The sequence below is a fragment of the Hasllibacter sp. MH4015 genome, from assembly GCF_020177575.1.
Lineage (GTDB): Bacteria > Pseudomonadota > Alphaproteobacteria > Rhodobacterales > Rhodobacteraceae > Gymnodinialimonas.
In genome coordinates this window covers 1,336,943-1,360,943 of the sequence record NZ_JAHTBK010000001.1, presented here as the reverse complement: position 1 = coordinate 1,360,943, position 24,001 = coordinate 1,336,943, and the positions used below count along the sequence as shown (strand labels likewise).

Sequence of the window (24,001 nt, the reverse complement as noted above, 5' to 3'; positions counted from 1 at the left end):
GATCACCGCGACATGAAGGTGAGGATGTGCGCCGTCAGATCCTCTGGGGCTTCCTCGGGGATCGCATGACCGCATGGCAGGGCGAGGCCGGACACATCGTCCGCCTTCTCCCTCCAGGTCGCCATGACATCGTAAAGCTCCCCCACAACGCCGCGCGCCCCCCAGATGGCGAGGAGCGGTGCGGTGACGCGACGATCCTCATCGTCCCGGTCGTGTTCCAGATCAATGCTCGCCGCCGCCCGGTAATCCTCGCAAATCGCATGCAACGTCGCCGGATCACGGTAACAGCGCAGGTATTCGGCGATCGCCGCCTCCTCCACCGATCCTTCGATCTTCACCTGCCCCGCGATATGCCTGCGCAGGAAGTATTCCGGGTCCGACGCGATCATCTTCTCGGGCAGGCCATCGGGCTGAATCAGGAAGAACCACCAGAAATAGCGCGTCGCGAATTCCTGGTTGGTGCGCTCGTACATCGTGCGCGTGGGCGCGATATCCAGCACGATCAGCCGCTCGACCGCATCCGGGTGGTCAAGCGCCATCCGATGCGCCACGCGCCCGCCGCGGTCATGGCCGACGACCGAAATCCGCTCAAGGCCCAGATGCTGCATCAGGGCGATCTGATCGGTGGCCATCACCCTTTTGGAATAGGGACGGTGTGACGGATCACTCTGCGGTTTGTCGCTGTCGCCATATCCCCTCAGGTCCGGCGCGATCACCTGATACCCGGCCTCCACCAGACGCGGCGCGACCTTGCGCCAGACCACGTGGGTCTGCGGATGACCGTGCAGAAGCAAGATCGGCGGCCCCGCCCCCGCGCTGGCATAATTGATGGAGAGGTCGGGCAGCTGAACCCGCTGGACGTCAAAGCCCTCAAGAAACGCAGACGCGGCCATTCAGGCCCCGTCCAGCACGGCGTCCGCAATCGCCGCGCCGCAGGTTTTCGTGTCGGCGCGCCCGCCAAGATCGCCCGTGCGCAAGTCCTCCTCCGCCAACACACGCTCGATGGCGGTGACAATCGACGCGCTGGCCTCCTGCGCGCCCAGATGTTCCAGCATCATCGCCGCGGCCCAGATCTGCCCGACCGGATTGGCGATACCCTTGCCAGCGATGTCCGGGGCGGAGCCATGGACCGGCTCGAAGAGGGAGGGGAATTTTCCCTCCGGGTTGATGTTGCCCGACGGCGCAATCCCGATGGTTCCGGTGCAAGCAGGGCCAAGGTCCGAAAGGATGTCGCCAAAGAGGTTGGAGGCAACCACGACGTCGAACCAATCCGGGTGGAGGACGAATTGTGCCGTCAGAATATCAATGTGGTACTTGTCGACCTTGATGTCGGGATAGTGCGTCGCCATCTCGGCCACCCTCTCGTCCCAATAGGGCATCGTGATGGAGATCCCGTTGGACTTCGTGGCCGATGTCAGGTGCTTACCGCGCTTGGCCGCCAGATCGAAGGCGTATTTCAGGATGCGGTCCACGCCGATCCGGCTCATCACCGTTTCCTGCACCACGATTTCCCGGTCCGTGCCGGGGAACATCTTGCCCCCGATGGACGAATATTCACCCTCGGTATTCTCGCGCACGATCATCATGTCGATGTCGCCGGGTGCGCGACCCGCCAAGGGCAGCGGAACGCCAGGCATGGCGCGCGCGGGGCGCAGGCTGACATATTGGTCGAATTCGCGGCGAAACTGGATCAGCGATCCCCAAAGCGAGATGTGGTCAGGCACGACATCCGGCCATCCGACCGCCCCGAAGAACAGCGCGTCGCTGCCGCCAAGGTGATCCTTCCAGTTATCGGGCATCATCTGCCCGTGCTGCGCATAATAGTCGGCCGAAGCGAAGTCGTGATCGGTGAAATCGAACCCCAGGTCGAACCGTTTCGCGGCCGCCTCCAGAACGCGAACGCCTTCTCGCGTCGTCTCCTTCCCGATCCCGTCACCGGGGATGACGGCGATTTTCCAGCTGTTTTTCGACATGGGTGTCTTCCTTTTGGGCCCGACCTGCCTAGGCCAGACGTCGAGGTCAGGCAACCGGGACGGTCGCGCCCCGGTCCTCCCTCAGCCGCCCGGCGGCGGGGCGGAGAGAAGGACCATCGCAACCGCAATCGCCACGATCGCAAGGGCCGCCAGCACGATCACCACCAATCCCCTCCCGGCCCCCTTGCCCGTGAAAACCAATTCGCAATCCTGATCGGGCGTCACATGGATGATGAAATCCGCGTCGGCAAATCCCTTCTCGATGCTGTTGCGGGATTGCAGCGGAAAGGTTTCCCGCTTCCAGCTGAACCAGTGCCAGCGGTCCACCTCGACAATCCCCGAGATGTCGCCGTCCTTAGCGGTCGCGTCGAAGTTGATCGTGCTGGGAACAGAGCTTGAGAACAGCCGGAACACCTTCGTCCGCGCGCCCGCCTGGATATCGACTGTCTTGCCCATGCCCGAAAGTATACATCGTCGGGTCGGTGAGACCCACCTTCCCCGTAGAAATCGCTAAATTTTCGTAAACAATTTCAATAATATTGTTCTGTTACAACGACTTAACCATGGGTTGCGCGCTTGCAATCATCCAGATCACCGCCCCTCATAGGCCGGTGCGCGCTTTTCCAGGAAGGCCATCACGCCTTCCTTGAAGTCCCGCGTCTTTCCGCATTGGCCCTGCAACTGCCCCTCCAGGTGCAACTGCTCCTCCAGCCCGTTGCCGAAGCTTGCCCGCATGACCTGTTTGATCCGCTTGAACGCCTCCGTCGGGCCGGTTGCCAGGTGGGTCGCGCGGGCCATCCAGAGCTCCTCGAATTCGTGGTCCGGAGCCATTTCCCAGATCATGCCCCATTCCGCCGCCTGTGCCGCGCTGATCTTCTCGGCGAACAGCGCTGCTCCCATCGCCCGCTGCAACCCGATGGTGCGCGGCAAGGCCCAGGTGCCGCCCGCATCCGGGATCAGGCCGATGCGCGAAAACGCCTGGATGAACGACGCGGATTCGGCTGCGATCACCACGTCACAGACCAGGGCAAGGTTCGCCCCCGCCCCCGCCGCCGTGCCGTTCACCGCCGCGATGACCGGAACCGGGCAATCGACAATCGCCATCAGCATCGGGATGTATTCGTCGCGCAGCGTCCGTTCCAGGTTCAGGTTCGCCGCATTGGCCCGGTCGCCCAGATCCTGCCCCGAACAAAACGCCCGCCCCGTCCCGGTCAGCACCACAACGCGCGCCGATTGTCCCGCCGCGACGACGGCATGGGTGATCTCCGCCCGCATCTGGGTGTTGAGCGCGTTCATCACCTCTTCACGGTTGAGCGTGATGACGGCGATACCTTCGCGAGTGTCGAGCGTGATGGTCTGATAATCCATGGGCGTGGGGCCTTTTCGTTTACCTGCCCGGACCATAGGCAAACCGTTCGGTTCAGAAAAGCGGAAACGCTGCGTCAGTCGCGGCGCGGATCGGAGAGGATTTCGTCCAGCCGCGCCTGTTCCTCGGCGCTCAACCCGGCTTCCGCAGGCGCCTGCGCGGTGGCACGGCCCCGCACGTAAGCCACCGAAAGGCCAAGCCCCGCCAGCAGCAAGGCCGGTCCGGCCAGCCACAGGAGCATGGTCGACCCGTCAAAGGTCGGGCGCAGCAGCACGTATTCGCCGTAGCGCGCCACGATGTAATCCACGACCTCCGTATCGCTGTCGCCCTCCACCAGGCGCTCGCGCACCAGAAGGCGCAGGTCGCGGGCCAGATCGGCGTTGGATTCGTCGATACTCTCGTTGCGGCAGACCAGGCAGCGCAAACCGCCGGAGATATCCCGCGCCCGCTCCTCCAGCACCGGATCGTCCAGCACCTCGTCGGGTTGCACCGCCAGCACGGGCGTCGCGGCGAGAAGCAGGATGAGGAGGATGCGTTTCATTCCGCTGGCACGCCCGCGTTGGGTGCTTTCGCCGCTCCCGCCGCCACGCGGTAGCGCCGGTCACTGAGACTGAGGAAGCCGCCAAGCGCCATGATGATCGTGCCGCCCCAGATCCAATTGGCGAAGGGCTTGATCCAGACCCGCAACGCCCAACCGCCGCCCTGCTGCGGATCGCCGAGGGTGACGTAGACATCGCGCGTCACGCCGTTGTTGATCCCGGCCTCCGTCGTGGGCATGCCCGCCACGGGATAGATCCGACGCTCCGGCGTGAGGACGGAAATCTCCTCCCCCGTCTCCGGATCGCTGACGCGGACGCGCGCTTGCGTGGCGAGGTAATTGGGGCCCTGCACATTCTCATCCACACCCAGAAGCTCAATCTGGTAGGCGCCGACGATATAGGTCTCCCCTTCCCGCGCGACGCGGATATCCTCGATCTGATACCCGGTCAGGGTCACGACGCCGAACATCGTGATCCCCACACCGGCATGTGCGATGGACTTGCCCCAATCGGCACGCGGCAAGCGGGTGAGACGGCCAAACCTGCTTGAAATCTCCCCGCGCCCGGTCCGGGTCCAGAGGTCGGTCACGGCTCCGGCAACCAACCAAACCGAAAGCGCCACGCCAAGGGGGGCGATCGCCGTGCGGCCCGTATACATCGCCCAGGTCAGCAGGCCGATTGCGATGGCCAGAATCGCGGCGGGCATCAGCGCACGCAGCGGCTTGGTCAGCGTTGCGCGTTTCCACGGCATCATCGCCGCGATAGGCAGGGCCACCGACAGCGCGAATACGAAGGGCGTGAACGCCGCGTCGAAGAAAGGTGGCCCGACAGAGAGCGTTCGGTCAAAGAACAGGTCCGCAATCATCGGCCAGATCGTTCCGATAAAAACCACGAAGCACGACACCGCCAAGAGGAGATTGTTGAGGACGAGCCCACTCTCGCGGCTGACGGTCGAGAAGACGCCCTTCGCCTCCATCGCGCCCGCGCGGAAGGCGAAGAGGATAAGCGCGCTACCCATGAACACGGCCAGGATCATCAGGATGAAGACGCCACGTTCGGGATCGTTGGCGAAGGCATGCACCGACGTCAGCACGCCGGAGCGCACGATGAAGGTCCCGATGAGCGAGAAGCCGAAGGCGAGGATCGCCAGAAGGATCGTCCACGACTTCAGGCTCTCGCGTTTTTCCACAACGATGGCTGAGTGGAGCAAAGCCGCCGAGATCAGCCACGGCATGAAGCTCGCATTTTCCACCGGGTCCCAAAACCAGAACCCGCCCCAGCCAAGCTCGTAATACGCCCACCACGACCCAAGGCCGATGCCGATGGTCAAGAACACCCAGGCCGCCAGCGTCCAGGGCCGCACCCACCGGCCCCACGCCGCGTCAACGCGCCCCTCGATCAGGGCGGCGACGGCGAAGGAGAACGCCATGGAGAGGCCGACATAACCGAGGTAAAGGAACGGCGGATGGAAGGCCAAGCCAGGGTCCTGCAACAGCGGATTCAAGTCCTGCCCGTTGAAGGGCGGGCTCGCAAGGCGCAGGAACGGGTTGGACGTGAAAAGGATGAAGGCGAAGAACGCCACGGCGACGGAGGATTGAACCGCCAGAACGCGGGCGCGCAGTGTCGGCGGCAGGCCCTTGCCGAACCAGCTGGCACACGCCCCGAACAGCGTCAGGATCAGCACCCAAAGCAGAAGCGAACCCTCATGGTTCCCCCAGACCCCGGTGATCTTGTAGAGCAGTGGCTTGTCGGTATGGGAATTTGCGACAACGAGGCTGAGCGAGAAATCGGATGTCACGAAGGCATAGGTCAGCGCGGCGAAGCTGAACGCCGTCAGGATGAATTGCGCAGACGCCGCGGGATCGGCGGTCGCCATCCAGGCCGCATCGTTACGGGCCGCGCCGATCAACGGTACGATCATCTGGAAGATGGCCACGGCAAAGCCGAGGATCAGGGCGAAATGTCCAAGCTCAACGATCATGGGATGTAGTCTAGGTCGTGCGGGCGCCAGTGACCATAGGATGCGATGCCTTGGCCAATCGGATTTCGCCGCGTTGACGCGGATGTCATGTCGCAAGGTGCAGAAGAGGAGCGCGTAGCTCATTCAAGAATGAATAGCGTCATCTCGAAAACGGTCACAAATCATTCACGAGTGAATGATCAACGCGATACCAGCGGGGCGGGATGACCCCGCCTAGCGGCCCCGGAACAGCCCGCCCAGAACGCCACGGACCACGGCGCGGCCCGTGCGGGTGCCAAGCTGACGGGCGAAGCTTTTCGCGAAGGTCGTCCCGATGGAATCGGAGCGGGAGGAGGAGCGGCGCTGGCGCGCGGGGCGCGAAGACGAGCGGCTGACGCCACCACCGGTATAGCGACGCCCGGCGCGGTATTCGCGTTCGGCGGCTTCCGCCTGTTCCTCGGCCGCCTCCGCTTCTTCCGCCTCTTTCGCGGCTTCGGCGGCGCGTTTTTGCAAGATCTCGTAGGCGCTTTCACGGTCCTGCAGCGTCTCGTATTTGCCTGCGACCGGTGATTGGCCCATCAGCGCAGCGCGGGTTGAGGGCTCGATCGGGCCAAGCTGGGACGAGGGCGGGCGGATCAACGTGCGTTGGGCAATGCCCGGGATGCCCTTGCGTTCCAGCAGGGACGTCACGGCCTCCCCCACACCAACTTCGCGGATCGCGTCTTCGATATCGAAATCAGGATTGTCGCGGTAATTCTCCGCCGCCTGACGCAGATCGCGGCGGTCCTTGGCGGTAAAGGCGCGGAGTGCGTGCTGAACACGATTGCCGAGTTGACCCAGGATGTCCTCGGGTACGTCGGCCGGGTTCTGGGTGATGAAATAGACGCCAACACCCTTGGACCGGATCAGGCGCGCGACCTGTTCCACCTTGTCGACAAGCGCCTTGGGGGCGTCTTCGAACAGCAGATGCGCCTCGTCGAAGAAGAAGACCAGCTTGGGTTTGTCGGGGTCGCCGACCTCCGGCAGGGTCTCGAACAGCTCGGACAGGAGCCACAGCAGGAAGGTCGCGTAAAGCCGTGGCGATTGCATCAGCTTGTCTGCGGCCAGGATGTTGATGCGGCCGGCCCCGGCAGCATCCGTCAGAAACAGATCGTCCAACTCCAACGCCGGTTCGCCGAAGAAAGCGGTGCCACCCTGCCCCTCCAGCACCAGCAGGCGCCGTTGGATCGCGCCGATCGACGCGGTGGAGACGTTTCCGTAGCGCAGGGACAGGGTCTTGCGATTCTCCCCCACCCAGACCAGCAAGGCCTGAAGATCCTTGAGGTCCAGGAGCGCCCATCCTTCTTCGTCCGCGACACGGAAGGCGATGTTCATCACGCCTTCCTGTGCCTCGCTCAATTCCAGCAGGCGCGACAGGAGGAGTGGCCCCATCTCGGCCACCGTCGTGCGGATCGGGTGGCCCTGTTCGCCGAAAAGGTCCCAGAACGTTACGGGAAAGGCGCGGTAGGCGTAGTCGGTGAAGTTGATCGTGGCGGCGCGATCCATGAAGGGTTGGTGCAGCTTGAAGTCCGGCGAACCGGCCTGGGCCAGGCCCGACAGATCACCCTTCACGTCCGACAGGACGACCGGCACGCCAAGGGCGGAGAAGCTTTCGGCGAGAATCTGGAGCGTGACGGTCTTGCCGGTCCCCGTCGCACCGGCAATCAGCCCGTGGCGGTTCGCATAGTCAGGGCGCAGCACCTGCGCTTGCCCGTAATCGGGGCCGCCGCCGCCCACGAAAATTCCGTTATCCACCTGGTCGGCCATGATCCTGCCCCCTGCTCTGCCCTGCCCCCGCGGCACGTCGCGGATACAAATACATTTTTAACCTTTTGATGCCAGTCTGTCCGTGCATCTGCCCGCTTGGGTGGGTGTTGACTTCCTCCCTGTCAACTGGCCGCGTCCTTCATGGGCGCGGTTTTTTTTGGCCGTTTGGTCAGGAATCGCGAGGTCGTTCACATTTGAAAAAAGGCGCATTTGGGCTGTTGACGCCTCGTCGCCGGTGGCATAGCGTCCGCCACATAAGTCGGCCAGTCCGACAGGGAGAGAAAATGCAAAGGGTCCGTCCGCGGACCCTTTAGCTATTTTGGGACCCCCGCACACCCCAATCTACAACCTCCGCGGATACCAATTCAGCCCCGGTCGGCATATCGGGGCCGATCCCGAAAGCCCCTACGATTTTGCCCCTGACAGACCGGGCCTTCCCGTGATAGCCACCCGCTCAGACATGGCACCGGATCGACTGACGGACCGGGATTGCACGCCAGAACCGCAAAGACGTTAAGGAAAGTGTTCCGCATGAATTTCTCCAGAACCCTTGTCGCACTTGGCCTTGCGGCCAGCCTCGCCCTTCCCGGCTTGGCGTTGGCCCAGGATGAGCCGCTGGTCCTGCCCGACCGGGCCGAGGTTGAACCGGGGGAGCCCTATGTCTCCGACATCTTCCGGGACTGGCAGATCCGCTGCATCCGTGCCGAGGGTGACGAGGCCCCGGACCGCTGCGAAATGTTCCAGCTTCTGGAGGAGGAAAACGGCAACCCGGTCGCGGAATTCCGCATCTCCGCTGCGCTGTTCGAACAGGATGACACCGTGGCGACCGCGACGATCCTGACCCCGCTCGACACGCTGTTGAGCCCGGGCCTGCAGATCCAGATCGACGACAATCCGCCCGCGACCGTACCCTATGCGTTCTGTCGTCCGATCGGCTGTTTCGTGCAGCTGGCACTGACCGCCGACGACATCAGCCAGTTCGAAAGCGGCGCCGATACCGCGGTGCGCCTGTTCGCGCTGATCCGTGACGAGTCGGGCCAGATGGGCGGCGCGCCTGTGCCGACGGTTGCATCGCTGCGGGGTTTCACGGCGGCATTCGCGTCCCTGGAGGAGCGGATGGTCGAGATCCGGGCCTTCATCGAGGCCCAGGAAGATGCCGCGCCCGCAGAGGGTGACGCGGAAGGTGAGGCAACCGAATAAGCCGCGTATCCGGTTAAAGAATTGGCCCGCGACCCGTTTGGTTCGCGGGCTTTTTCTTTGGTATCGTTTGCCGCGTCAGGGCGCAGCACGCAGGGCGATGACCGCATTCAGGCCGCCGAAGGCAAAGGCATTGGACAGGCAGGCGCCGACCTTCGCCTCCCGCGCGTCGTTGGGCACGACGTCGAGGGCGCATTCGGGGTCCGGCTCCTCATAGCCGATGGTGGGCGCCACGATGCCGTCCTTCAGTGCCATGATGCAGGCCAGAAGCTCCACCGCGCCCGTTCCACCGATGAGGTGGCCGTGCATGGACTTGGTGGACGAGATCATCAGGTCGTCCGCGTGGTGGCCGAATGCATGGGCCACGGCGGCGCATTCCACCTTGTCATTGGCCGCCGTTCCAGTGCCGTGGGCATTGATATAGCCCACATCCTCGGGATTGAGACCGCCATCGGTGAGCGCCCCCGAAATCGCGCGCGCGGCCCCCTGCTGGGACGGCATGACGATATCGGCGGCGTCGGATGTCATGGCGAAGCCCACGACTTCCGCCAGAACGTCCGCCCCGCGGGCGCGCGCGTGCTCGTATTCCTCGAACAGGAACACCGCCGCGCCCTCGCCCTGGACCATGCCGTTACGGTTGGCGGAGAACGGGCGGCATGCATCTTTCGACATGACACGCAGCCCTTCCCACGCCTTGACGCCCCCGAAGCTGAGCATCGCTTCCGATCCGCCCGTCACCATCACGTCCGCACCGCCGTAGCGTATGATATTGAACGCCTGCCCCATGGCATGGTTGGACGATGCGCAGGCCGTCGCCACCGAGAATGACGGTCCCTTGAGGTTCCATTCCATGCTGACATGGGAGGCGGCGGCGTTGTTCATCAGCTTCGGCACGACGAAGGGGTGGACGCGGTTCTTCCCCTCCTCATAGACGGAGCGGTAATTCTCATCCCATGTGTTCACGCCGCCGCCCGCGGTGCCAAGCACCACGCCCGACCGCGTGGCCAGCGCACCGGAGAAATCAAGACCGCACCCGTCCAGGGCCTGGCGGGCGGCGATGAGGGTGAATTGGGTGAAGCGGTCGTAGAGCGCGATCTGCTGGCGGTTGAACAGCGCCTCGGGGTCGTAATCCTTCACCTGCCCGCCGATGCGCACGCTCAACCGGTCGACATCGCGCAACTCCAGCTCGGAAATGCCGCAGCGCCCGTCGCGGAACGCTGCCAGCGTCGCGGGCACGTCATGGCCCAAGGCGTTGATCGTGCCCTGCCCGGTGATGACGACGCGGCGCAAATGTCAGGCCTTCTGTTCGGCGACGAGGCCTTCAACGGCACGGATGATCGCGGCCACCGAAGAGATGTCGAACTCCGAGGCATCGGGTTCATTGGCGTTGAACGGGACCTGAATATCGAAGGCTTCCTCGATCGCGAAAATCGACTCCACAAGGCCGAGGCTGTCGATCCCCAGATCCTCCAAGGTGGCGTCGGGGGTGACATCGCCGGGTTCCAGCACCGCCTGTTCGGCAATGATCGCTATGACCTTGTCGTGAACGCTCTGGCCCATCGCCTCTTCCCTTTGATCTTGAACGATCATCTAGGGCGTCTTGTCGGACTTTAAAACGGCTTTCTTCAATTCCGCCACGGTCTGGGACAGGCGGGGCAAGCGGCGGAGTGCTTTGTACATGTCCACGTGCAGGTCCATCTTCACCGCCGGATGCCCCATGACCATCCGGCCCGAAGGGACATTGGTGAAAAGCTTGGACGCCCCCGCTGCCACCACGTCCGAGCCGATCGTGATGTTGTCGCTGACCCCGCATTTGCCGCCGAGAACCACGCGGTCGCCGACCTCCACCGATCCTGCGAAACCTGTCTGGCCGCAGATCAGGCAATCGCGCCCGATCCTGCAATTATGGCCGATATGGACGAGATTATCGACCTTCGTGCCGTCCCCGATGACGCTGTCTGCGATCGTGCCCCGGTCGATGGCGGTGTTGGCCCCAACCTCCACATCCTCGCCGATCACCAACCCGCCGAGGGAATGGATGCGTGTCCAACTCTGGTCGGTGGCCGCGTCCTGCGCGGTGCCAAGGCTTTCGCGCGCCGCCTCCACCTGTGACTTTTCGGGCGTGACGAAACTGAAACCGTCCGCGCCCAGAACCGCGCCGGGCTGCGCGATGAAGCGATCCCCGATGCGCACGTGGTGGCAGATGCGGACCCCTTCGTGGATGACGGCATCGTCGCCGATCGTGGCCCCTGCCCCGATGCTGGCGTGGGATGCGATGCGGGCATTGGCCCCGATGCGCACACCGTGTCCGATCACGACGAACGGCCCGATCCGCGCGTCCCGTCCGATCACGGCGGTCGGGTCGATCACGGCGTTGGCGTGAATGCCGCGCGGAAGCGCCGGGCCGGGATCCATCGCCGAGGTCACACCCGCCATGGCATATCGGGGGCGCGGCGCGATGATCGCGGCCTCCAACCCCAGCGCCTGCCAATCCATGCCCGCCCCGATCACCGCCACGCGGGCGCGACCCTGGGACAAGCCCTCGGCATAGGCGGGCGACATGGCGAGCGCGAGATCGTCGGGACTTGCGGCGGACGGCTCCGCCACACCGGTCACCAAAAGATCGGCGGCGCCCAGGACCTCTGCCCCAAGCGCCGCCGCAATGTCTTTCACCTTGTAAGCAGCCATGCCGCCCTCACCCGCTGATTGCGGGTTGGACTTAGCTGTTCACCCCGCGAATCTCCACCCCCAGGTCCTGAATGGCGCGGCGCAATTGCGCGTTGCGACCGTAGATGTCGTTGCGGAAGTTCAAGCGGTTCTCCGTATCCACCCAGGCCGTCCAGTAGACGAGGTGCACCGGAACCGGCTCCACCAGGTTCACTTGCGTCTCGCGCCGCGTGTTCAAGATCGTGTCGAAGAAGGTCCGGGGATCGGCCTCCTGCGCGGCGAGAAGGTGGTAGGCGAGGTCGAAGGGATCATCCAGACGGATGCAGCCCGCGGAATAGGCCCGCACCTCATGGGTCATCAGGTGCTGGTCCGGGCTGTCGTGGAGGTAGATGTTCCACTGGTTGGGAAACATGAACTTCACAAGGCCAAGCGCGTTGCGCGGACCCGGCGGCTGGCGCAGGTCGAACGGGAAGTTCGAGGCCGAATACCGCGACCAATCCACGGCTCCGCGGCTGACCGGGCGGCCATTGGCCATCAATTGCAGGTGGTTCGCGCCGCCCGCAAGGATCGACGGGATATAGCCGCGCGCGATGGACCGGGGCACATACCAACTCGGGTTGATGACCATGTGCTCCATCACGTCGGAGAATTCCGGGGTGCGGCGATCGCTGTCACGGCTGCCGATGACCGAGCGGGTGATGAAGGTGACTTCGCCATCATCGATCACGCGGGTGTGGAAATCGGGCAGGTTCACGAAGACATGCCGGTCGCCGCGGTCGAAATTCAGCCAGCGCTGGCGTTCCATCGCAAGGATGACCTCGGACAGGTGTTCCGTGGCGGATCGGTTCACGGCATTGATGGTGTCGCCGCCGGCGATGCCATCGGCCTCGATCCCGTTGGCAAGCTGGAACGCAACCACTGCCTGTTGCAGGCGCGCGTCGTAGGTCGCGGTGGCCGAGCGTTCGAGGTAGCCCATCGCCATCAGGCGGTTGCGCAATTGCACGACCGCGTTGCCCGTGGCACCGGGCGCGAGTGAGCCTGCCTGAACCGTGGGGCCGTAGCCGCCATTGTCGATGAGGTTTTCCAGATGCAACTTGGCGCGCATAAGGCGCGTATATTCCGGGTGCTGCGGCGGCAGGGTCGCGATGTACTCATAGGGGTTCGCATCGACGAATTCCGTGAACAGCTCCAGCGGATCGCGGCGCGGCAGGGTGTGAACGATGTCGCCCACGATGTCGCCGGGCTCCAGGAAACCGGAATGGACGTCCTGGGCGTATTGCAGGAACAGAAGCGACGCCTGAACGTCGGCCTGCCCCACCATGTAGGGGTTGGTCGCGCCTTCGAACGCCGCGATCAAGGCGTCGGCGTCGTAGCGTTGGGTGGGAAGGCCGTGGTTATTCGCCTCCGCCAGTGCGGAAAACAGCGCATTGCGGCGGTCGGCGGCGTCGGGCGTCGTCCAGATCGGCTGGAAATCCCGCTCGCGGTAGAACGCGGCCAATTGCTCTTCGGTGGAGGAGGCTTCGGCAATCGCCTGGCGCAGTGCGGAGAAAGCCTGCGCCTCGGCCTGGGCGGGCATCACGAGGGTCGCCACCATGGGCGTCCCGGCCAACGCCAGCGAGAGCAGCGAAAGCTTGGCAAATTTCAACATGTTACTCTTATCCCCGTCGGACAAAATGAATGGGCAGCCGTCAATGGCTCACCGTCGCGTGAACAACGCCTTAAGTCCATTCACGTTTCTGTAAGTTTTTCGGTGTAGTTTCATCTCTGCAACGGCATACGTGGTGCGCGGCATCCGCCAGAGGTGCAAAGCGTGATCGCCACAATCGCCACGCGAATTTCAGCGTTTCTCCGTGAAACCGGCAGAAAATCGCCGAAATTCGGGGGCATAGAGGAGTTGAGGCGCAACGACCCTTCCAAAAAAGTTTCGATTGTGTCACTCCCACCACACTAACCTGTGGGGATGGTACTCGAAACTCTGCTGAGGGCCGCGTGGACAAGCGGTCGGGTGCTACATGGAACGGGCAGGACAAAGGGGCAAGACACCCATGACGGACACGACTTTTTCGCGTCGTGCGCTTTTGCGTACGTTCGCAGCGACGACTGTTGCCGCAGCGCCGGTAATGGCCAACGCGACAGGCTTTCTCCGGGGCGCAGGCGATATTCGCCGTCTCAACATGTATAATGGCCGCGCGGGCGAAAGCCTGAACATGATCTACTGGATCGAAGGCGAATACATTGCTCCGGCGCTGGACGAAGTGAACTATTTCATGCGCGATTGGCGCAATGATCAGGTCATCGACATCAACATCCGCACCATCGACATCATGGCCGCCGCCCATAACCTGATGGATACGAGCGAGCCCTACACGCTTCTTTCCGGCTACCGCAGCCCGGAGACGAACGCGATGCTGCGCCGCCGGTCCTCCGGCGTGGCGCGCAATTCCCGGCACATCCGGGGCGAAGCGGCGGACCTGCAATTGCAGTCCCGCTCGGTCACGCAGATCTTCAACGCGGCACGTGCCTGCAACGCCGGTGGCGTCGGGCGCTATTCCCGGTCCAACTTCGTGCACATGGATTGCGGTCCGGTGCGCACCTGGGGCGGCTGACGCCTCTGTCGAAATATCCGGCCTGCCCGGCCCAGATCTTGCAACGCCCCCGCCGTCCGGTCGGGGGCGTTTTTGCACACGCAGGCGTGACTTGACCGAGTGTTGGACAAGCCGCCCCGCCCCCCCATATCCTGCGCATAGGCAAGAAGGGGGACGCCCATGGCAAACTACACCAAAAATCCGGACGTGATCGCGACGCTGACGCCGGAGCAATTCCGCGTGACGCAGCAAGACGCGACGGAGCGGCCCGGCACCGGAGAGCTGCTGAACAACAAGGAGCCGGGCATCTACGTCGACATCGTGTCCGGCGAGCCCCTGTTCGCATCCTCGGACAAGTACGAAAGCGGCTGTGGCTGGCCCTCGTTCACCAAGCCGATCGAACCCGCCCATATCAACGAGTTGCGCGATATGAGCCTTGGCATGGTTCGCACCGAAGTCCGCTCCACCCACGGGGACAGCCATCTGGGCCACGTATTCCCCGATGGCCCACAGGACCGCGGTGGCCTGCGGTATTGCATCAACTCCGCCTCCTTGCGGTTCGTGCATCGCGACGACATGGAGGCCGAAGGCTACGGCGAATACCTGGATCAAGTGGAGGATGTGGCATGAGCGAACGTGCGGTACTGGCAGGCGGTTGTTTCTGGGGCATGCAGGATCTGATCCGCAAGATGCCCGGCGTTCTGGAGACGCGCGTCGGGTATACCGGTGGCGATGTGCCCAACGCGACTTATCGCAACCACGGCACCCATGCGGAGGGGATCGAGATCATCTTTGATCCGGACCGCATCAGCTATCGGACACTGCTGGAATTCTTCTTCCAGATCCACGACCCCACCACGCCGAACCGGCAGGGCAACGATCGCGGCCTGAGCTACCGCTCGGCGATCTATTATGTGGATGAGGAACAGCACAAAGTGGCGCTCGACACGATCGCGGACGTCAACCATAGCGGGATCTGGCCCGGCCCCGTTGTCACGGAGGTTGAGCCGGTGGGCGATTTCTGGGAAGCTGAGCCGGAGCATCAGGATTATCTTGAGCGCATCCCGAATGGCTATACCTGCCATTTCGTTCGACCAAACTGGGTCCTGCCCAAGCGGACCGAAGCAGCGGAGTAGCCGTCCATGGCCATACAACACATCGCCGTTTTCCTGATCCTTGGTGTGGCGTTTGTCGTATGGACCGTGTTGGCCAAACGGAAGGAAGCGGCGGCCAAGAAGCCAGAGCAAACGTCTGAACAGACCCGATGAGTGTCGGCGCAGTATGCGGTGGGATTAAGACCCGGGTGCGAGCGCCTGCACCTGCGCCCAGAGCGCATCCGGCACATCGACCGGATCGAGATGACGGCGCGGGGCGCCCGGAATGCGCCCCGTTCCCCCATCCTGCGCGATCGTATCGGCAACGCGCGCCAATCGTGCCGCCATCACGTCATGCCCCGCATGGGCACCGGGGTCGATCAGGATGTAGGTCTGTCCCAGATCGTGAGGCGGCCCGTCGGGCAGCTTCAGCCCTTTCACATCCAGCGAATTGACTGACCCGGTCAGCCCGGCCGCCATCACCTCCACCAACAGGCCAAAGGCCCATCCCTTGGGCCCGGCGGCGCTGACCAAGGCACCTTTCAAGGCCGCTTCGGGGTCGGTTGTCGGCTGGCCCTCGGCATCGACGGCCCATCCGGGCGGGATCGCTTCGCCCGCGGCCTTTGCCATGGTGATCTTGCCAAGCGCCACGGCCGAGGTGGAGAAATCCGCGTGCATCAGGGGCGCATCGTCGCCCGGGATCGTCATGGCGATCGGGTTCGTTCCGAGAACCGGCGCGCGCCCACCCGGGGCCGCCACGATGGCGGAGGCGTTGGTGAACCCGATCCCGATCAGACCCTCCGCCGCGATCTGTTCGGTGAAGTACCCAAGGGAGGTGCAGGTGTGGGAATGGGCGACCGCAAGGGTCGCCACGCCGACCTCCCGCGCGGCCTCGACGGCCATGGGCAGCGCACGGGCGAAGGCCGGTTGCGCGAAACCCAGGCGCGCATCGGCCCGGACGACACCGGGCTTGGGGCGCGCAACCTGAGGCTCGACGGTCCCATTCACACGGCCGGAGCGCAGCTGGGTACAATAGCTTTCCAGATAGTAGAGCCCGCAGATGATGTTCCCGGTCTGCTCCGCTCTCGCGACGGCACGGGCGACTTCGGCGGCCTGGAAGGGACCGGCTCCATGGGCCAGCAACGCCGCCTCGGCGCGCGCGCGGATGTCTGAGACGGAGACGAGCATATCTTAGTCCTTCAAATTGTGCCGCGCTTAGCTGAACCGGTTTTTTCCAGCAGAGACAAGGCTTTCTACACAGCGAAGGCGATCCGGAAGGCCGCGCCCTGCCCCGCATCGACAAGCGCAATCGTGCCGCCCGATTGTTCCACGACCGAGCGCACGATGCTTAGCCCCATGCCCGTGCCACCCTCCGCGCGGCGGCTGGTGAAGAACGGCTCGAAAATCCGGTCGCGGTTGCCAGCACTCACACCTGATCCGTTATCGGAAACGGTGATCCATGCCTCGTCCTCCCCCTTGCCCGCACGCACGTCGACGCGCGTGGCACCGTGGGCCGCGGCATTCTCGACCAAATGGTGCAGGATGATGGTCAAAGCCTCGGCAGAGATCGGCAGAGTCTCATCGGCGCCCGTCAGCCTGACATCGAGCGGGCTTTCGACGGCCGCCAGAACCGCTGACACGCGGCAGGTTCCGGCGGCGGGCAACTGACCCACGGCGCTGTATTCGCGCATCCGCGCCAGAAGATGTTCCATCCGCGCGCTGTCGCGCCCGATATTGTCGAGGAAGACGGCGCGCTGTTCCGGCGACATGTCTGCGTCTTGCATCAACTCCGCCGCCCCCTTGATGGAGGTCAGGGGCGATTTCATCTCGTGGCTGACATGGGCGGTGTAGGTCTTGAGGCTGGTCTGCTGCCGTTGCAGGCGATTGGCGAGCGTGCCGAAACTCTGGGCCAGTGTCTCGATCTCCCGCGTGCCGTAATGCTCCAACGGGTCCCATTCGGCGTTCGTGGCGCCAAAGGTTTCCGTTCGGGCGATCAACGCGTGCAGGGGTCGCGAGATGAACCGCCAGAACACGAAGCCGATCAGCCCGGTAGAAATCAGGACAAACAGCGCCGCGCCGAAGAGGTTCAGGCGCTCGCTGTAGAGAAAGCGGAAGATGTGGTTGGGCGTCCGGCTGAGATAGACGACGCCGATCAGATCCTCCTCCACGAAGACCGGCATCGCTACGAAAATGCGGACCCGCGATCCCTGGCTGAGCGCGTAAATCGCCCTTTCCCGCCCCTGGCGCACCCGCGTGCGCGGGACGGACACGGTTTCCCCGTTCAGGGCAAGGGCGACCTCCTGCACATGACCGAGATACGTGCCGACCTCCGCGCTGCCCGCGATCACGGTGCCGAACCGGTCGATGAAGCGGTAGCCCGCCAGCGTCTGTTCCTGGGCATTGTCGGCGATACGCGACAGAAGCGGCGCGATCTGCGCATAGGCCGGGCCGATCGCCTCCGTCGCGGGCAAAGGATCGGGGCGCGGTGACAGTATCGCCTGGGGGTTCATCGTGACGGATGGAAAAAGCGGCGCGAAGCCGATCGGGGCATCGGCAAGCTCCGGCAGGTCACTGGCCACACGGTAGACCTGCTCATAGGTGGCCGCGAGGACGGAGGCCTGCATCAAAAGGCTTTCCTCGGTCTGTTGGACCAGTTGATTGGCGTAAAAGCGAAACAGCAACAGGCCCGCGAAAGGCAGGCAGAGCACCAGCCCAAGGACCAACAGGATCACGACCCAAAGGCCAGGACGCCACTTGCGCCTTACGCGGTCCGGCACGAGCCCATCCGCAATCCGACCCCGTGGAGCGTGACAATCCCGTCGGCACATCCCGCATCCGCCAATTTCCGGCGCAAGTTGCGGATGTGGCTATCGACCGTGCGGTCGGAGACGTGGATGTTCGTGCCATAGACGGCGTCGGTCAGGTCCGGGCGTTTCACCACGTGGTCGGGCTGCTCCATCAACACCCTCAGGAGGGAGAATTCGGAATTCGTCAGCGCCACCTCCGCGCCGTCGAACCGGCAGACATGTCGCCCGGTGTCGAGGGTCAGCGCGCCCTGTTGCAAGACGCCCGACGTGTCATCCACCGGACCCGCCCCGGCCCGCCGCAGGATCGCCTTGATGCGCGCGACCAATTCGCGGGGGCTGAAGGGTTTGGTGACGTAGTCATCGCCCCCGATCTCCATCCCCAGCACGCGGTCGATCTCATCATCACGCGCGGTCAGGAACAAGATGGGCACGTCGGAGGTCTTGCGCAAAGCCTTGCAGACCTCCAGCCCGTCCATCTCCGGCAGGCCGATATCGAGGATCACGAGGTCCACACCACCGGCCTGCGCCATCGCCAGACCCCGCGCGCCATCTTCGGCGAAGGTGCATTCGAACCCCGCCGCCTGCACCGCGAAGCCGATCACGTCGCGGATATTCGGGTCGTCGTCGATGACGAGAAGTTTGGCAGGCATCACACGCCCCTCAAAGATCATGGTGAGCGGCAAGATACGACTGCAAGCGCCAGCGGCGAAAGCCCCATTCCTGCCACGTCTCGATCGGGTCGAAGCGGATTGCCGGCCGCCCGCCCGTGCCGCACACAACCTCGTCCATGACCTGCCCCTGGTCCATCATCGCCGGGATCGCCTGCTCGCCCAACCCGCAGAGATAGGCAAGGTCCAACCGGCTGAGCGGAATGTCGGCGTTCAGGTTGTACGAAACGATCAGGTGGGCGAAATTCACGAAACAACACACGTAGAGCGTGACAATCCCGACGCCGAAGGTTGAGCGGATCAACCAGCCCGTCGACCGCCGCTCCGCAATCTGGACGATGACCAAGACAAGGCCAATCAGCACCACGGCCAGCCAGATGAAGACGGCCACGCGCAGGTAGGTGAGCGAATAGACCTGCACATAGAGCATCATGCGCAGTGCCGCCGTCATCACCAGAAACAGGGTCTGCGCCAACCAGGCATAGACCATCCATCGCAAGGTGCGATTGTCCTGGACCATCGACCGGGTCGCCATCGCAAACAGCCCCGCCAGAAGGGCCGCCGCCATCAGGGGATAGACCCCGCTATGGGCGTATTGGGCATAGGTTACGCCCTCGGGAAGGCCGACAGTGCCAAGCAACACGCCGAGATCCGACAGCGTCTGGCCGAGAAACAGGATGTTGAACAGGATCAGGGACAGTGTGACGGACCGGGCATTGACCAATTCGGTGAGCGTCGCGGGCAAGGTCGGGGTCCTGAACCGCGCGGCCCCAAAAGGCTCCACGCCATTTACGCCTTGCGCGTTCAGATATGGCCAGATGAGGCAGGCGACGAAGCCCCAGAAAAGGATGCGCAATACGCCATCAATGCTGAGCCAGCCGAACGCCGTAAGATCGTTCAGAACGCCGCCAAAGATCGGATTGGCATTGACGAAAAGGGCGGCAAAGACCAGCCCGATCCCGGCGGGCAGAAGTGCGCTACGCAGCAGGCCCTGGTATCCGACGCCCCCATGGTTCGCACGAGCCGCCCGGATTGTTTGCACCGGCATCGCGGCAATCCCGTCGCAACACGCCCAGACCAGCGCGCGTGCTGTATGGCCAAGGCCGGGAACACGGCCCGCGGCAACCCAAGCCAGGAGGATCAGGAGGCCGGCGAAGCTGAAGACAATCGACAGCCCCTGCACCTGCTCGATCACCGGAAGATTGCACAGCACAGCGAAGCCCAATGCGAGCATCCATTCCCTGATCGTGGCCCCGCCCGGTCTGAAGAACAGCATCGCAACCGAAAGCGCGAGGCAGAACACCGCGATCGAAAGCCCCGACTCGACCCGCCAGAAGCTGAGATCGGCAAGGCAGACCAAGAGGACGAGCGCGAGCATGACCTTCCAAAGCGGCTGCGCACGGGTCCAAAACGATGCATCGCCGGGCCGGGCGGGCCCCTCGCTCGGCTCGGCCAACCACCAGGCGTCATCTCTCAAGCTGTCCGGTACGCCGCGGATGGTCCATTGTCCCGTCATCATGTTCTCCATTCCAAAATTGGTTGGGGGCACATTGACAGGGCAGCCCTCGCGATGTGTCGCGGGCTTGCGCAAGGGGCGAGAGGCTTTCGTGCAGAAACCGTGCAGGTGCGCGGGGAACGTAGCGGCGCGCGCCTTCGGCTTCGATGAATTGGCCGTGGGGAAAGTGGCGGACCCTAGAGGATTCGAACCTCTGGCCTCTGCCTTCGGAGGGCAGCGCTCTATCCAGCTGAGCTAAGGGTCCACGTCAGCGCGGTATATCCGCCCCCTCTGCCCCCCGCAATCTCAAATAAATATCACGCGGCCCGGGCGGTCAGGCTTTGCAGGGCGCGCTCCACGACCTCCGGCCCGGCGCCGTCGATATGGGCTTCCTGCGACAGGATGCGGCGCCAAGCCCGCGCGCCGGGCCTGCCTGCAAAGAGGCCGAGCATGTGGCGGGTGACGTGGCTGAGGCGCCCGCCCGTGGACAGGTGCGCCTCGATGTAAGGCAACATGGCCAGCGCCACGTCTTCGGCCGTCCGCCCCGCCCCAGAATCGCCGAAGATATGCGCGTCCGCGGTCAGAAGAATCTCCCCGGGTGAGTGATAGGCTGCGCGACCGATCATCACCCCGTCCATGCCGCGGCGAAGATGGTCTTTCGCCGTATCAAGCGTGTCGATCCCGCCGTTGAGGGACACATGCAGCGCGGGAAATTGGCGCTTCATGTCATAGACCAGATCGTAATCGAGCGGCGGGACATCGCGGTTCTGCTTCGGGCTCAACCCCTCCAGCCACGCCTTGCGTGCGTGGATCGTCACGCGCGATACACCCGCTTCGACCATCGCCGAGAGGAACGCGGGCAAGGACTCACGCGGGTCTTGCTCGTCCACCCCGATCCGGCATTTCACCGTCACCTCCACGCGTGTTTCAGCTTGCATGGCTTGCACACACTCCGCCACGAGCCTTGGCTGACGCATCAGAACAGCCCCGAAGCATCCCGACTGTACGCGATCCGACGGGCAGCCGACATTCAGGTTGATCTCGTCGTACCCGTAGTCATCCGCGATCCTCGTGGCGGCCGCCAATTCCGCAGGCTCCGAACCGCCCAGTTGCAAGGCCACTGGATGCTCAGCCGCGTCGAAGGCCAGATGCCGCTCCGCATCCCCACGCACGATTGCGGGGGCTGTGACCATCTCTGTGTAAAGCAACGCCCGCGTCGACATCAGCCGGTGAAAATACCGGCAATGGCGATCGGTCCAATCCATCATCGGGGCAATAGACAATCTAGCGTGTTGAATTATTTGCATTTTTTGTGTATCTTCAAACTGTTGGTGGCGGATGCTGCTACGCTGGAATACGCTTCAATATCCCCGAATTTGCCCCTCTACGACGATTCATTGCACACACAGCGCACACGAAAATGGCCTCCGTCACCAAGCTTCCCTCCGGTGCCTACCGGGTCCAAATCAGACGAAAGGGCCGCTACGCGAGCGAGACGTTCCTCCGCCGCGACGACGCCCATCGCTGGGCCCGCCAGGCGGAGACCCGGGTCGATCAGGGGTTGGCGCCTACAAGCATGTCCGTTTCCAGCCTCCAGACCTTTGGCGACCTCATCGACCTTCATATAACCGATATGTGCGAGGTAGGGAAACCGCCGCGTCGCAGCAAGGCCGCCACGCTCACGACGCTCAAGCGCAACCTCGGCAAGGAGAAGATCGGGCATCTCGACCGACAGAAGCTGATCGACTACGGCAAGATGCGCGCGGAGCAAGGTGCGGGCCCGGTGACCCTCAGCGTCGATATCGGCGTGATCAAGATGATCATCACCCATGCGGCAGCCGTGCACGGGCTCGACATCTCTCCCGAACCCGTTGATCTGGCGCGTGTCGCGCTCAAGCGGCTCGGTCTGATCGGCAAGGGCACCGAGCGGGATCGTCGCCCCACAACGGACGAGTTGAACCGCCTATTCCGATGCTTCGATGACAACGAACGCCTCACCCTGCCGATGACGCGGATCGTGAAGTTCGCCGTGGCCAGTGCGATGCGGCTCGACGAGATCTGCCGCGTCGAATGGACCGATCTCGACATCGACCGTCGGATGCTCATGATCCGCGACAGGAAGGACCCGCGCAACAAGACCGGGAACGACCAGCGGATCCCACTCTTCGCCGCCACGGGGTTCGATTCCTGGGCGTTGGTCACCGAACAGGCCAAGGAACTCGGACACGCAAGGGGCCGGATCTTTCCCTACAATTCGAGATCGGTCGGCTCGGCCTTCCGGCGCGCCTGCGTCGAGGTCAGCGTGAAGGACCTGCATTTCCACGATTTGCGCCATGAAGGCACAAGCCGCCTCTTCGAGGCCGGCTTCGCCATCGAGCAAGTCTCGCTGGTTACCGGCCACAAGGACTGGAAGATGCTGCGCCGCTACACCCATATTCGTCCAGAGGCGCTTCACCGGCTGGACGCATCGCGCGGCTCCTCCCCGCTGGGGGATCTCGCAGCGGAGTGACCCGAGGGTCAGAGGGGTGCCGTTCCGGCCCGTGACGGGTTTGGAGGTCGAGAGAGAGGCTTTCGACCGCCCGTCGCGGGAGAAAACGCATGAATACCGAGATTATCGATGCCGGACGTGACACAAGCGGCGGCTACAAGGTGGACGTGTCGCGCGGCACGAACGTGGACCGCGTTGCGTCCGAATGGTTCTCGCGGCCGGATGACGAGCGGTATCTGTCGCTCGACGATCTCTTCGCCTCGGTCAAGGGCCGGGCGGAGCGGAGCCGGACGCGCACGGTGGAGAGTGCGTCGATCCGGGTCGAGGCGCATCGCGACGACCCGGAAAAGCTGGGGCTGGTCCTGCCTGGTGCGGATGAACCCCTAGCACCGACGCATTGGTCCTTCGGCCAGCTCTCAAGCCTCGTCGGTGCGCCCGCCGCCTATCTCCGGCAGCTGCCTGCGCCTCTGGCGGGCATCAACCTGCAATACGGGCTGACGAACCACCGGGCCGAGCAGATCAAGACCATGGAAGTCGCGAATGGCCGAAGGGAACTGCGCGCCGTGACCGGCCCCGATTACGGCCGCATCTACGATCATGAACTGGTCTCCGCCGTGCAGCGGATCGCGGGCAACGGCACGGGCGACACGCGCTGGAAGGTGCCGGGCGTGCTCGACTGGTCGACGGGCATCTACAACCCGCGCGTGGACGTCACGAAGGAGACAACGACGCTCTACGCCTCGGACCGCGACGTGTTCCTGTTCCTCGTCGACGACCTGAACCCCATCGAGGCGGGGCTGCTGCCCGACGGCTCGCCCGACCTCTACTTCCGGGGGTTCTATTGCTGGAACTCGGAGGTGGGCGCCAAGACGCTCGGCATCGCCAGCTTCTACCTGCGCGCCGTCTGCCAGAACCGCAACCTCTGGGGCGTCGAGGACTTCCAAGAGATCACGATCCGGCACTCGAAATACGCCGCGTCCCGCTTCGCGCATGAGGCCGCCCCGGCGCTCAGCCGCTTCGCCGAGTCCTCGCCCGCGCCCTTCATCGACGGCATCCGCGCGGCGCGAGAGAAGATCGTCGCGCGGTCGGACGAGGACCGTCAGGACTTCCTGCGCAAGCGCGGGTTCTCGAAGGCGGAGACGGGGCGGATCGTCGAGACTGTGCTGGCCGAGGAAGGCCGCCCGCCCGAGAGCGTCTTCGACTTCGTGCAGGGGATCACCGCGGTGGCACGGTCGAAGCCGCAGCAGGATGCGCGGTTGGTGATGGAGGGGAAGGCGAAGTGCCTGTTGGAGAAGGTGACGTAGTCTGGTTCCGATGAGAGTGGTTCCGGCGGCAGCCACCTCCCTCGCATCACGC

Annotated in this window: 23 protein-coding genes and 1 tRNA gene; 7 read left to right on the top strand and 17 right to left on the bottom strand. The window is 63.9% G+C overall.

Annotation, left to right across the window (positions count from 1 at the left end; all coding sequences use genetic code 11):
- Positions 1 to 2 precede the first annotated feature (2 nt).
- The 7 genes from KUW62_RS07130 to KUW62_RS07100 form a co-directional block, all read right to left on the bottom strand.
- On the bottom strand, positions 3 to 893 hold the full coding sequence (locus KUW62_RS07130) for an alpha/beta fold hydrolase (RefSeq protein WP_224814805.1): 891 nt from the start codon (positions 891 to 893) through the stop codon (positions 3 to 5).
- Positions 894 to 1,973, bottom strand: a complete 1,080-nt coding sequence (locus KUW62_RS07125; protein WP_224814804.1) for a tartrate dehydrogenase — start codon at positions 1,971 to 1,973, stop codon at positions 894 to 896.
- Positions 1,974 to 2,054: 81 nt separating this feature from the next.
- The gene (locus tag KUW62_RS07120) at positions 2,055 to 2,429 is read right to left on the bottom strand and encodes a hypothetical protein (RefSeq protein ID WP_224814803.1); all 375 of its coding nucleotides are present in this window, start codon (positions 2,427 to 2,429) and stop codon (positions 2,055 to 2,057) included.
- A 135-nt stretch (positions 2,430 to 2,564) separates the two neighbouring features.
- On the bottom strand, positions 2,565 to 3,341 hold the full coding sequence (locus KUW62_RS07115; RefSeq protein ID WP_224814802.1) for an enoyl-CoA hydratase-related protein: 777 nt from the start codon (positions 3,339 to 3,341) through the stop codon (positions 2,565 to 2,567).
- Positions 3,342 to 3,415: 74 nt separating this feature from the next.
- On the bottom strand, positions 3,416 to 3,880 hold the full coding sequence (locus KUW62_RS07110; protein WP_224814801.1) for a cytochrome c-type biogenesis protein: 465 nt from the start codon (positions 3,878 to 3,880) through the stop codon (positions 3,416 to 3,418).
- Positions 3,877 to 5,859, bottom strand: coding sequence for a heme lyase CcmF/NrfE family subunit (locus KUW62_RS07105; protein ID WP_224817060.1), 1,983 nt, complete (start codon positions 5,857 to 5,859; stop codon positions 3,877 to 3,879). The genes KUW62_RS07110 and KUW62_RS07105 overlap by 4 nt, the downstream gene beginning before the upstream one ends.
- A gap of 213 nt (positions 5,860 to 6,072) precedes the next feature.
- Positions 6,073 to 7,644: a helicase HerA-like domain-containing protein gene (locus KUW62_RS07100; RefSeq protein WP_224814800.1), complete on the bottom strand. Its 1,572-nt coding sequence runs from the start codon at positions 7,642 to 7,644 to the stop codon at positions 6,073 to 6,075.
- A gap of 531 nt (positions 7,645 to 8,175) precedes the next feature.
- Between KUW62_RS07100 and KUW62_RS07095 the strand changes: the two genes are divergently transcribed.
- Complete coding sequence (locus KUW62_RS07095; RefSeq protein ID WP_224814799.1) at positions 8,176 to 8,844, top strand: invasion associated locus B family protein; 669 nt, start codon at positions 8,176 to 8,178, stop codon at positions 8,842 to 8,844.
- A gap of 75 nt (positions 8,845 to 8,919) precedes the next feature.
- Here the strand turns inward: KUW62_RS07095 and KUW62_RS07090 are convergent, their stop codons facing one another.
- The 4 genes from KUW62_RS07090 to KUW62_RS07075 are packed head-to-tail and all read right to left on the bottom strand — an operon-like array spanning position 8,920 to position 13,156.
- Positions 8,920 to 10,131: a beta-ketoacyl synthase gene (locus KUW62_RS07090; RefSeq protein ID WP_224814798.1), complete on the bottom strand. Its 1,212-nt coding sequence runs from the start codon at positions 10,129 to 10,131 to the stop codon at positions 8,920 to 8,922.
- Positions 10,132 to 10,134: 3 nt separating this feature from the next.
- On the bottom strand, positions 10,135 to 10,401 hold the full coding sequence (locus KUW62_RS07085; protein WP_224817059.1) for an acyl carrier protein: 267 nt from the start codon (positions 10,399 to 10,401) through the stop codon (positions 10,135 to 10,137).
- A gap of 30 nt (positions 10,402 to 10,431) precedes the next feature.
- On the bottom strand, positions 10,432 to 11,529 hold the full coding sequence (gene lpxD, locus KUW62_RS07080) for a UDP-3-O-(3-hydroxymyristoyl)glucosamine N-acyltransferase (protein ID WP_224814797.1): 1,098 nt from the start codon (positions 11,527 to 11,529) through the stop codon (positions 10,432 to 10,434).
- A 31-nt stretch (positions 11,530 to 11,560) separates the two neighbouring features.
- On the bottom strand, positions 11,561 to 13,156 hold the full coding sequence (locus KUW62_RS07075) for a murein L,D-transpeptidase (RefSeq protein ID WP_224814796.1): 1,596 nt from the start codon (positions 13,154 to 13,156) through the stop codon (positions 11,561 to 11,563).
- A gap of 397 nt (positions 13,157 to 13,553) precedes the next feature.
- Here KUW62_RS07075 and KUW62_RS07070 point away from each other — a divergent pair, with 397 nt between their 5' ends.
- The 4 genes from KUW62_RS07070 to KUW62_RS19035 all read left to right on the top strand — a co-directional run bounded on the left by KUW62_RS07070 (position 13,554) and on the right by KUW62_RS19035 (position 15,361).
- Positions 13,554 to 14,114: a DUF882 domain-containing protein gene (locus tag KUW62_RS07070; RefSeq protein WP_224814795.1), complete on the top strand. Its 561-nt coding sequence runs from the start codon at positions 13,554 to 13,556 to the stop codon at positions 14,112 to 14,114.
- Positions 14,115 to 14,273: 159 nt separating this feature from the next.
- On the top strand, positions 14,274 to 14,723 hold the full coding sequence (gene msrB, locus KUW62_RS07065; RefSeq protein WP_224814794.1) for a peptide-methionine (R)-S-oxide reductase MsrB: 450 nt from the start codon (positions 14,274 to 14,276) through the stop codon (positions 14,721 to 14,723).
- Positions 14,720 to 15,229: a peptide-methionine (S)-S-oxide reductase MsrA gene (gene msrA / locus KUW62_RS07060; protein ID WP_224814793.1), complete on the top strand. Its 510-nt coding sequence runs from the start codon at positions 14,720 to 14,722 to the stop codon at positions 15,227 to 15,229. The genes msrB and msrA overlap by 4 nt, the downstream gene beginning before the upstream one ends.
- A gap of 6 nt (positions 15,230 to 15,235) precedes the next feature.
- Positions 15,236 to 15,361, top strand: coding sequence for a hypothetical protein (locus KUW62_RS19035; RefSeq protein WP_255598657.1), 126 nt, complete (start codon positions 15,236 to 15,238; stop codon positions 15,359 to 15,361).
- A 24-nt stretch (positions 15,362 to 15,385) separates the two neighbouring features.
- On the opposite strand, the gene KUW62_RS07055 is transcribed toward KUW62_RS19035, so the two are convergent.
- From KUW62_RS07055 to dusA, 6 genes are all read right to left on the bottom strand, one after another.
- On the bottom strand, positions 15,386 to 16,375 hold the full coding sequence (locus tag KUW62_RS07055) for an Ldh family oxidoreductase (RefSeq protein ID WP_224814792.1): 990 nt from the start codon (positions 16,373 to 16,375) through the stop codon (positions 15,386 to 15,388).
- A 65-nt stretch (positions 16,376 to 16,440) separates the two neighbouring features.
- A complete protein-coding gene (locus tag KUW62_RS07050) occupies positions 16,441 to 17,964 on the bottom strand; it encodes a HAMP domain-containing sensor histidine kinase (RefSeq protein WP_224814791.1) in 1,524 nt (507 codons plus the stop codon).
- Complete coding sequence (locus tag KUW62_RS07045) at positions 17,949 to 18,644, bottom strand: response regulator transcription factor (RefSeq protein WP_224814790.1); 696 nt, start codon at positions 18,642 to 18,644, stop codon at positions 17,949 to 17,951. The genes KUW62_RS07050 and KUW62_RS07045 overlap by 16 nt, the downstream gene beginning before the upstream one ends.
- A 10-nt stretch (positions 18,645 to 18,654) precedes the next feature.
- Positions 18,655 to 20,190, bottom strand: a complete 1,536-nt coding sequence (locus KUW62_RS07040; RefSeq protein WP_224814789.1) for a DUF4153 domain-containing protein — start codon at positions 20,188 to 20,190, stop codon at positions 18,655 to 18,657.
- Between the two features lie 155 nt (positions 20,191 to 20,345).
- A tRNA-Arg gene (locus KUW62_RS07035) sits at positions 20,346 to 20,422 on the bottom strand.
- A gap of 52 nt (positions 20,423 to 20,474) precedes the next feature.
- Complete coding sequence (gene dusA / locus KUW62_RS07030; protein ID WP_224814788.1) at positions 20,475 to 21,464, bottom strand: tRNA dihydrouridine(20/20a) synthase DusA; 990 nt, start codon at positions 21,462 to 21,464, stop codon at positions 20,475 to 20,477.
- Positions 21,465 to 21,577: 113 nt separating this feature from the next.
- Between dusA and KUW62_RS07025 the strand changes: the two genes are divergently transcribed.
- Both KUW62_RS07025 and KUW62_RS07020 read left to right on the top strand, forming a co-directional pair.
- A complete protein-coding gene (locus KUW62_RS07025) occupies positions 21,578 to 22,666 on the top strand; it encodes a site-specific integrase (RefSeq protein ID WP_224814787.1) in 1,089 nt (362 codons plus the stop codon).
- Between the two features lie 89 nt (positions 22,667 to 22,755).
- A complete protein-coding gene (locus tag KUW62_RS07020; protein ID WP_224814786.1) occupies positions 22,756 to 23,949 on the top strand; it encodes a DUF932 domain-containing protein in 1,194 nt (397 codons plus the stop codon).
- Positions 23,950 to 24,001 lie beyond the last annotated feature (52 nt).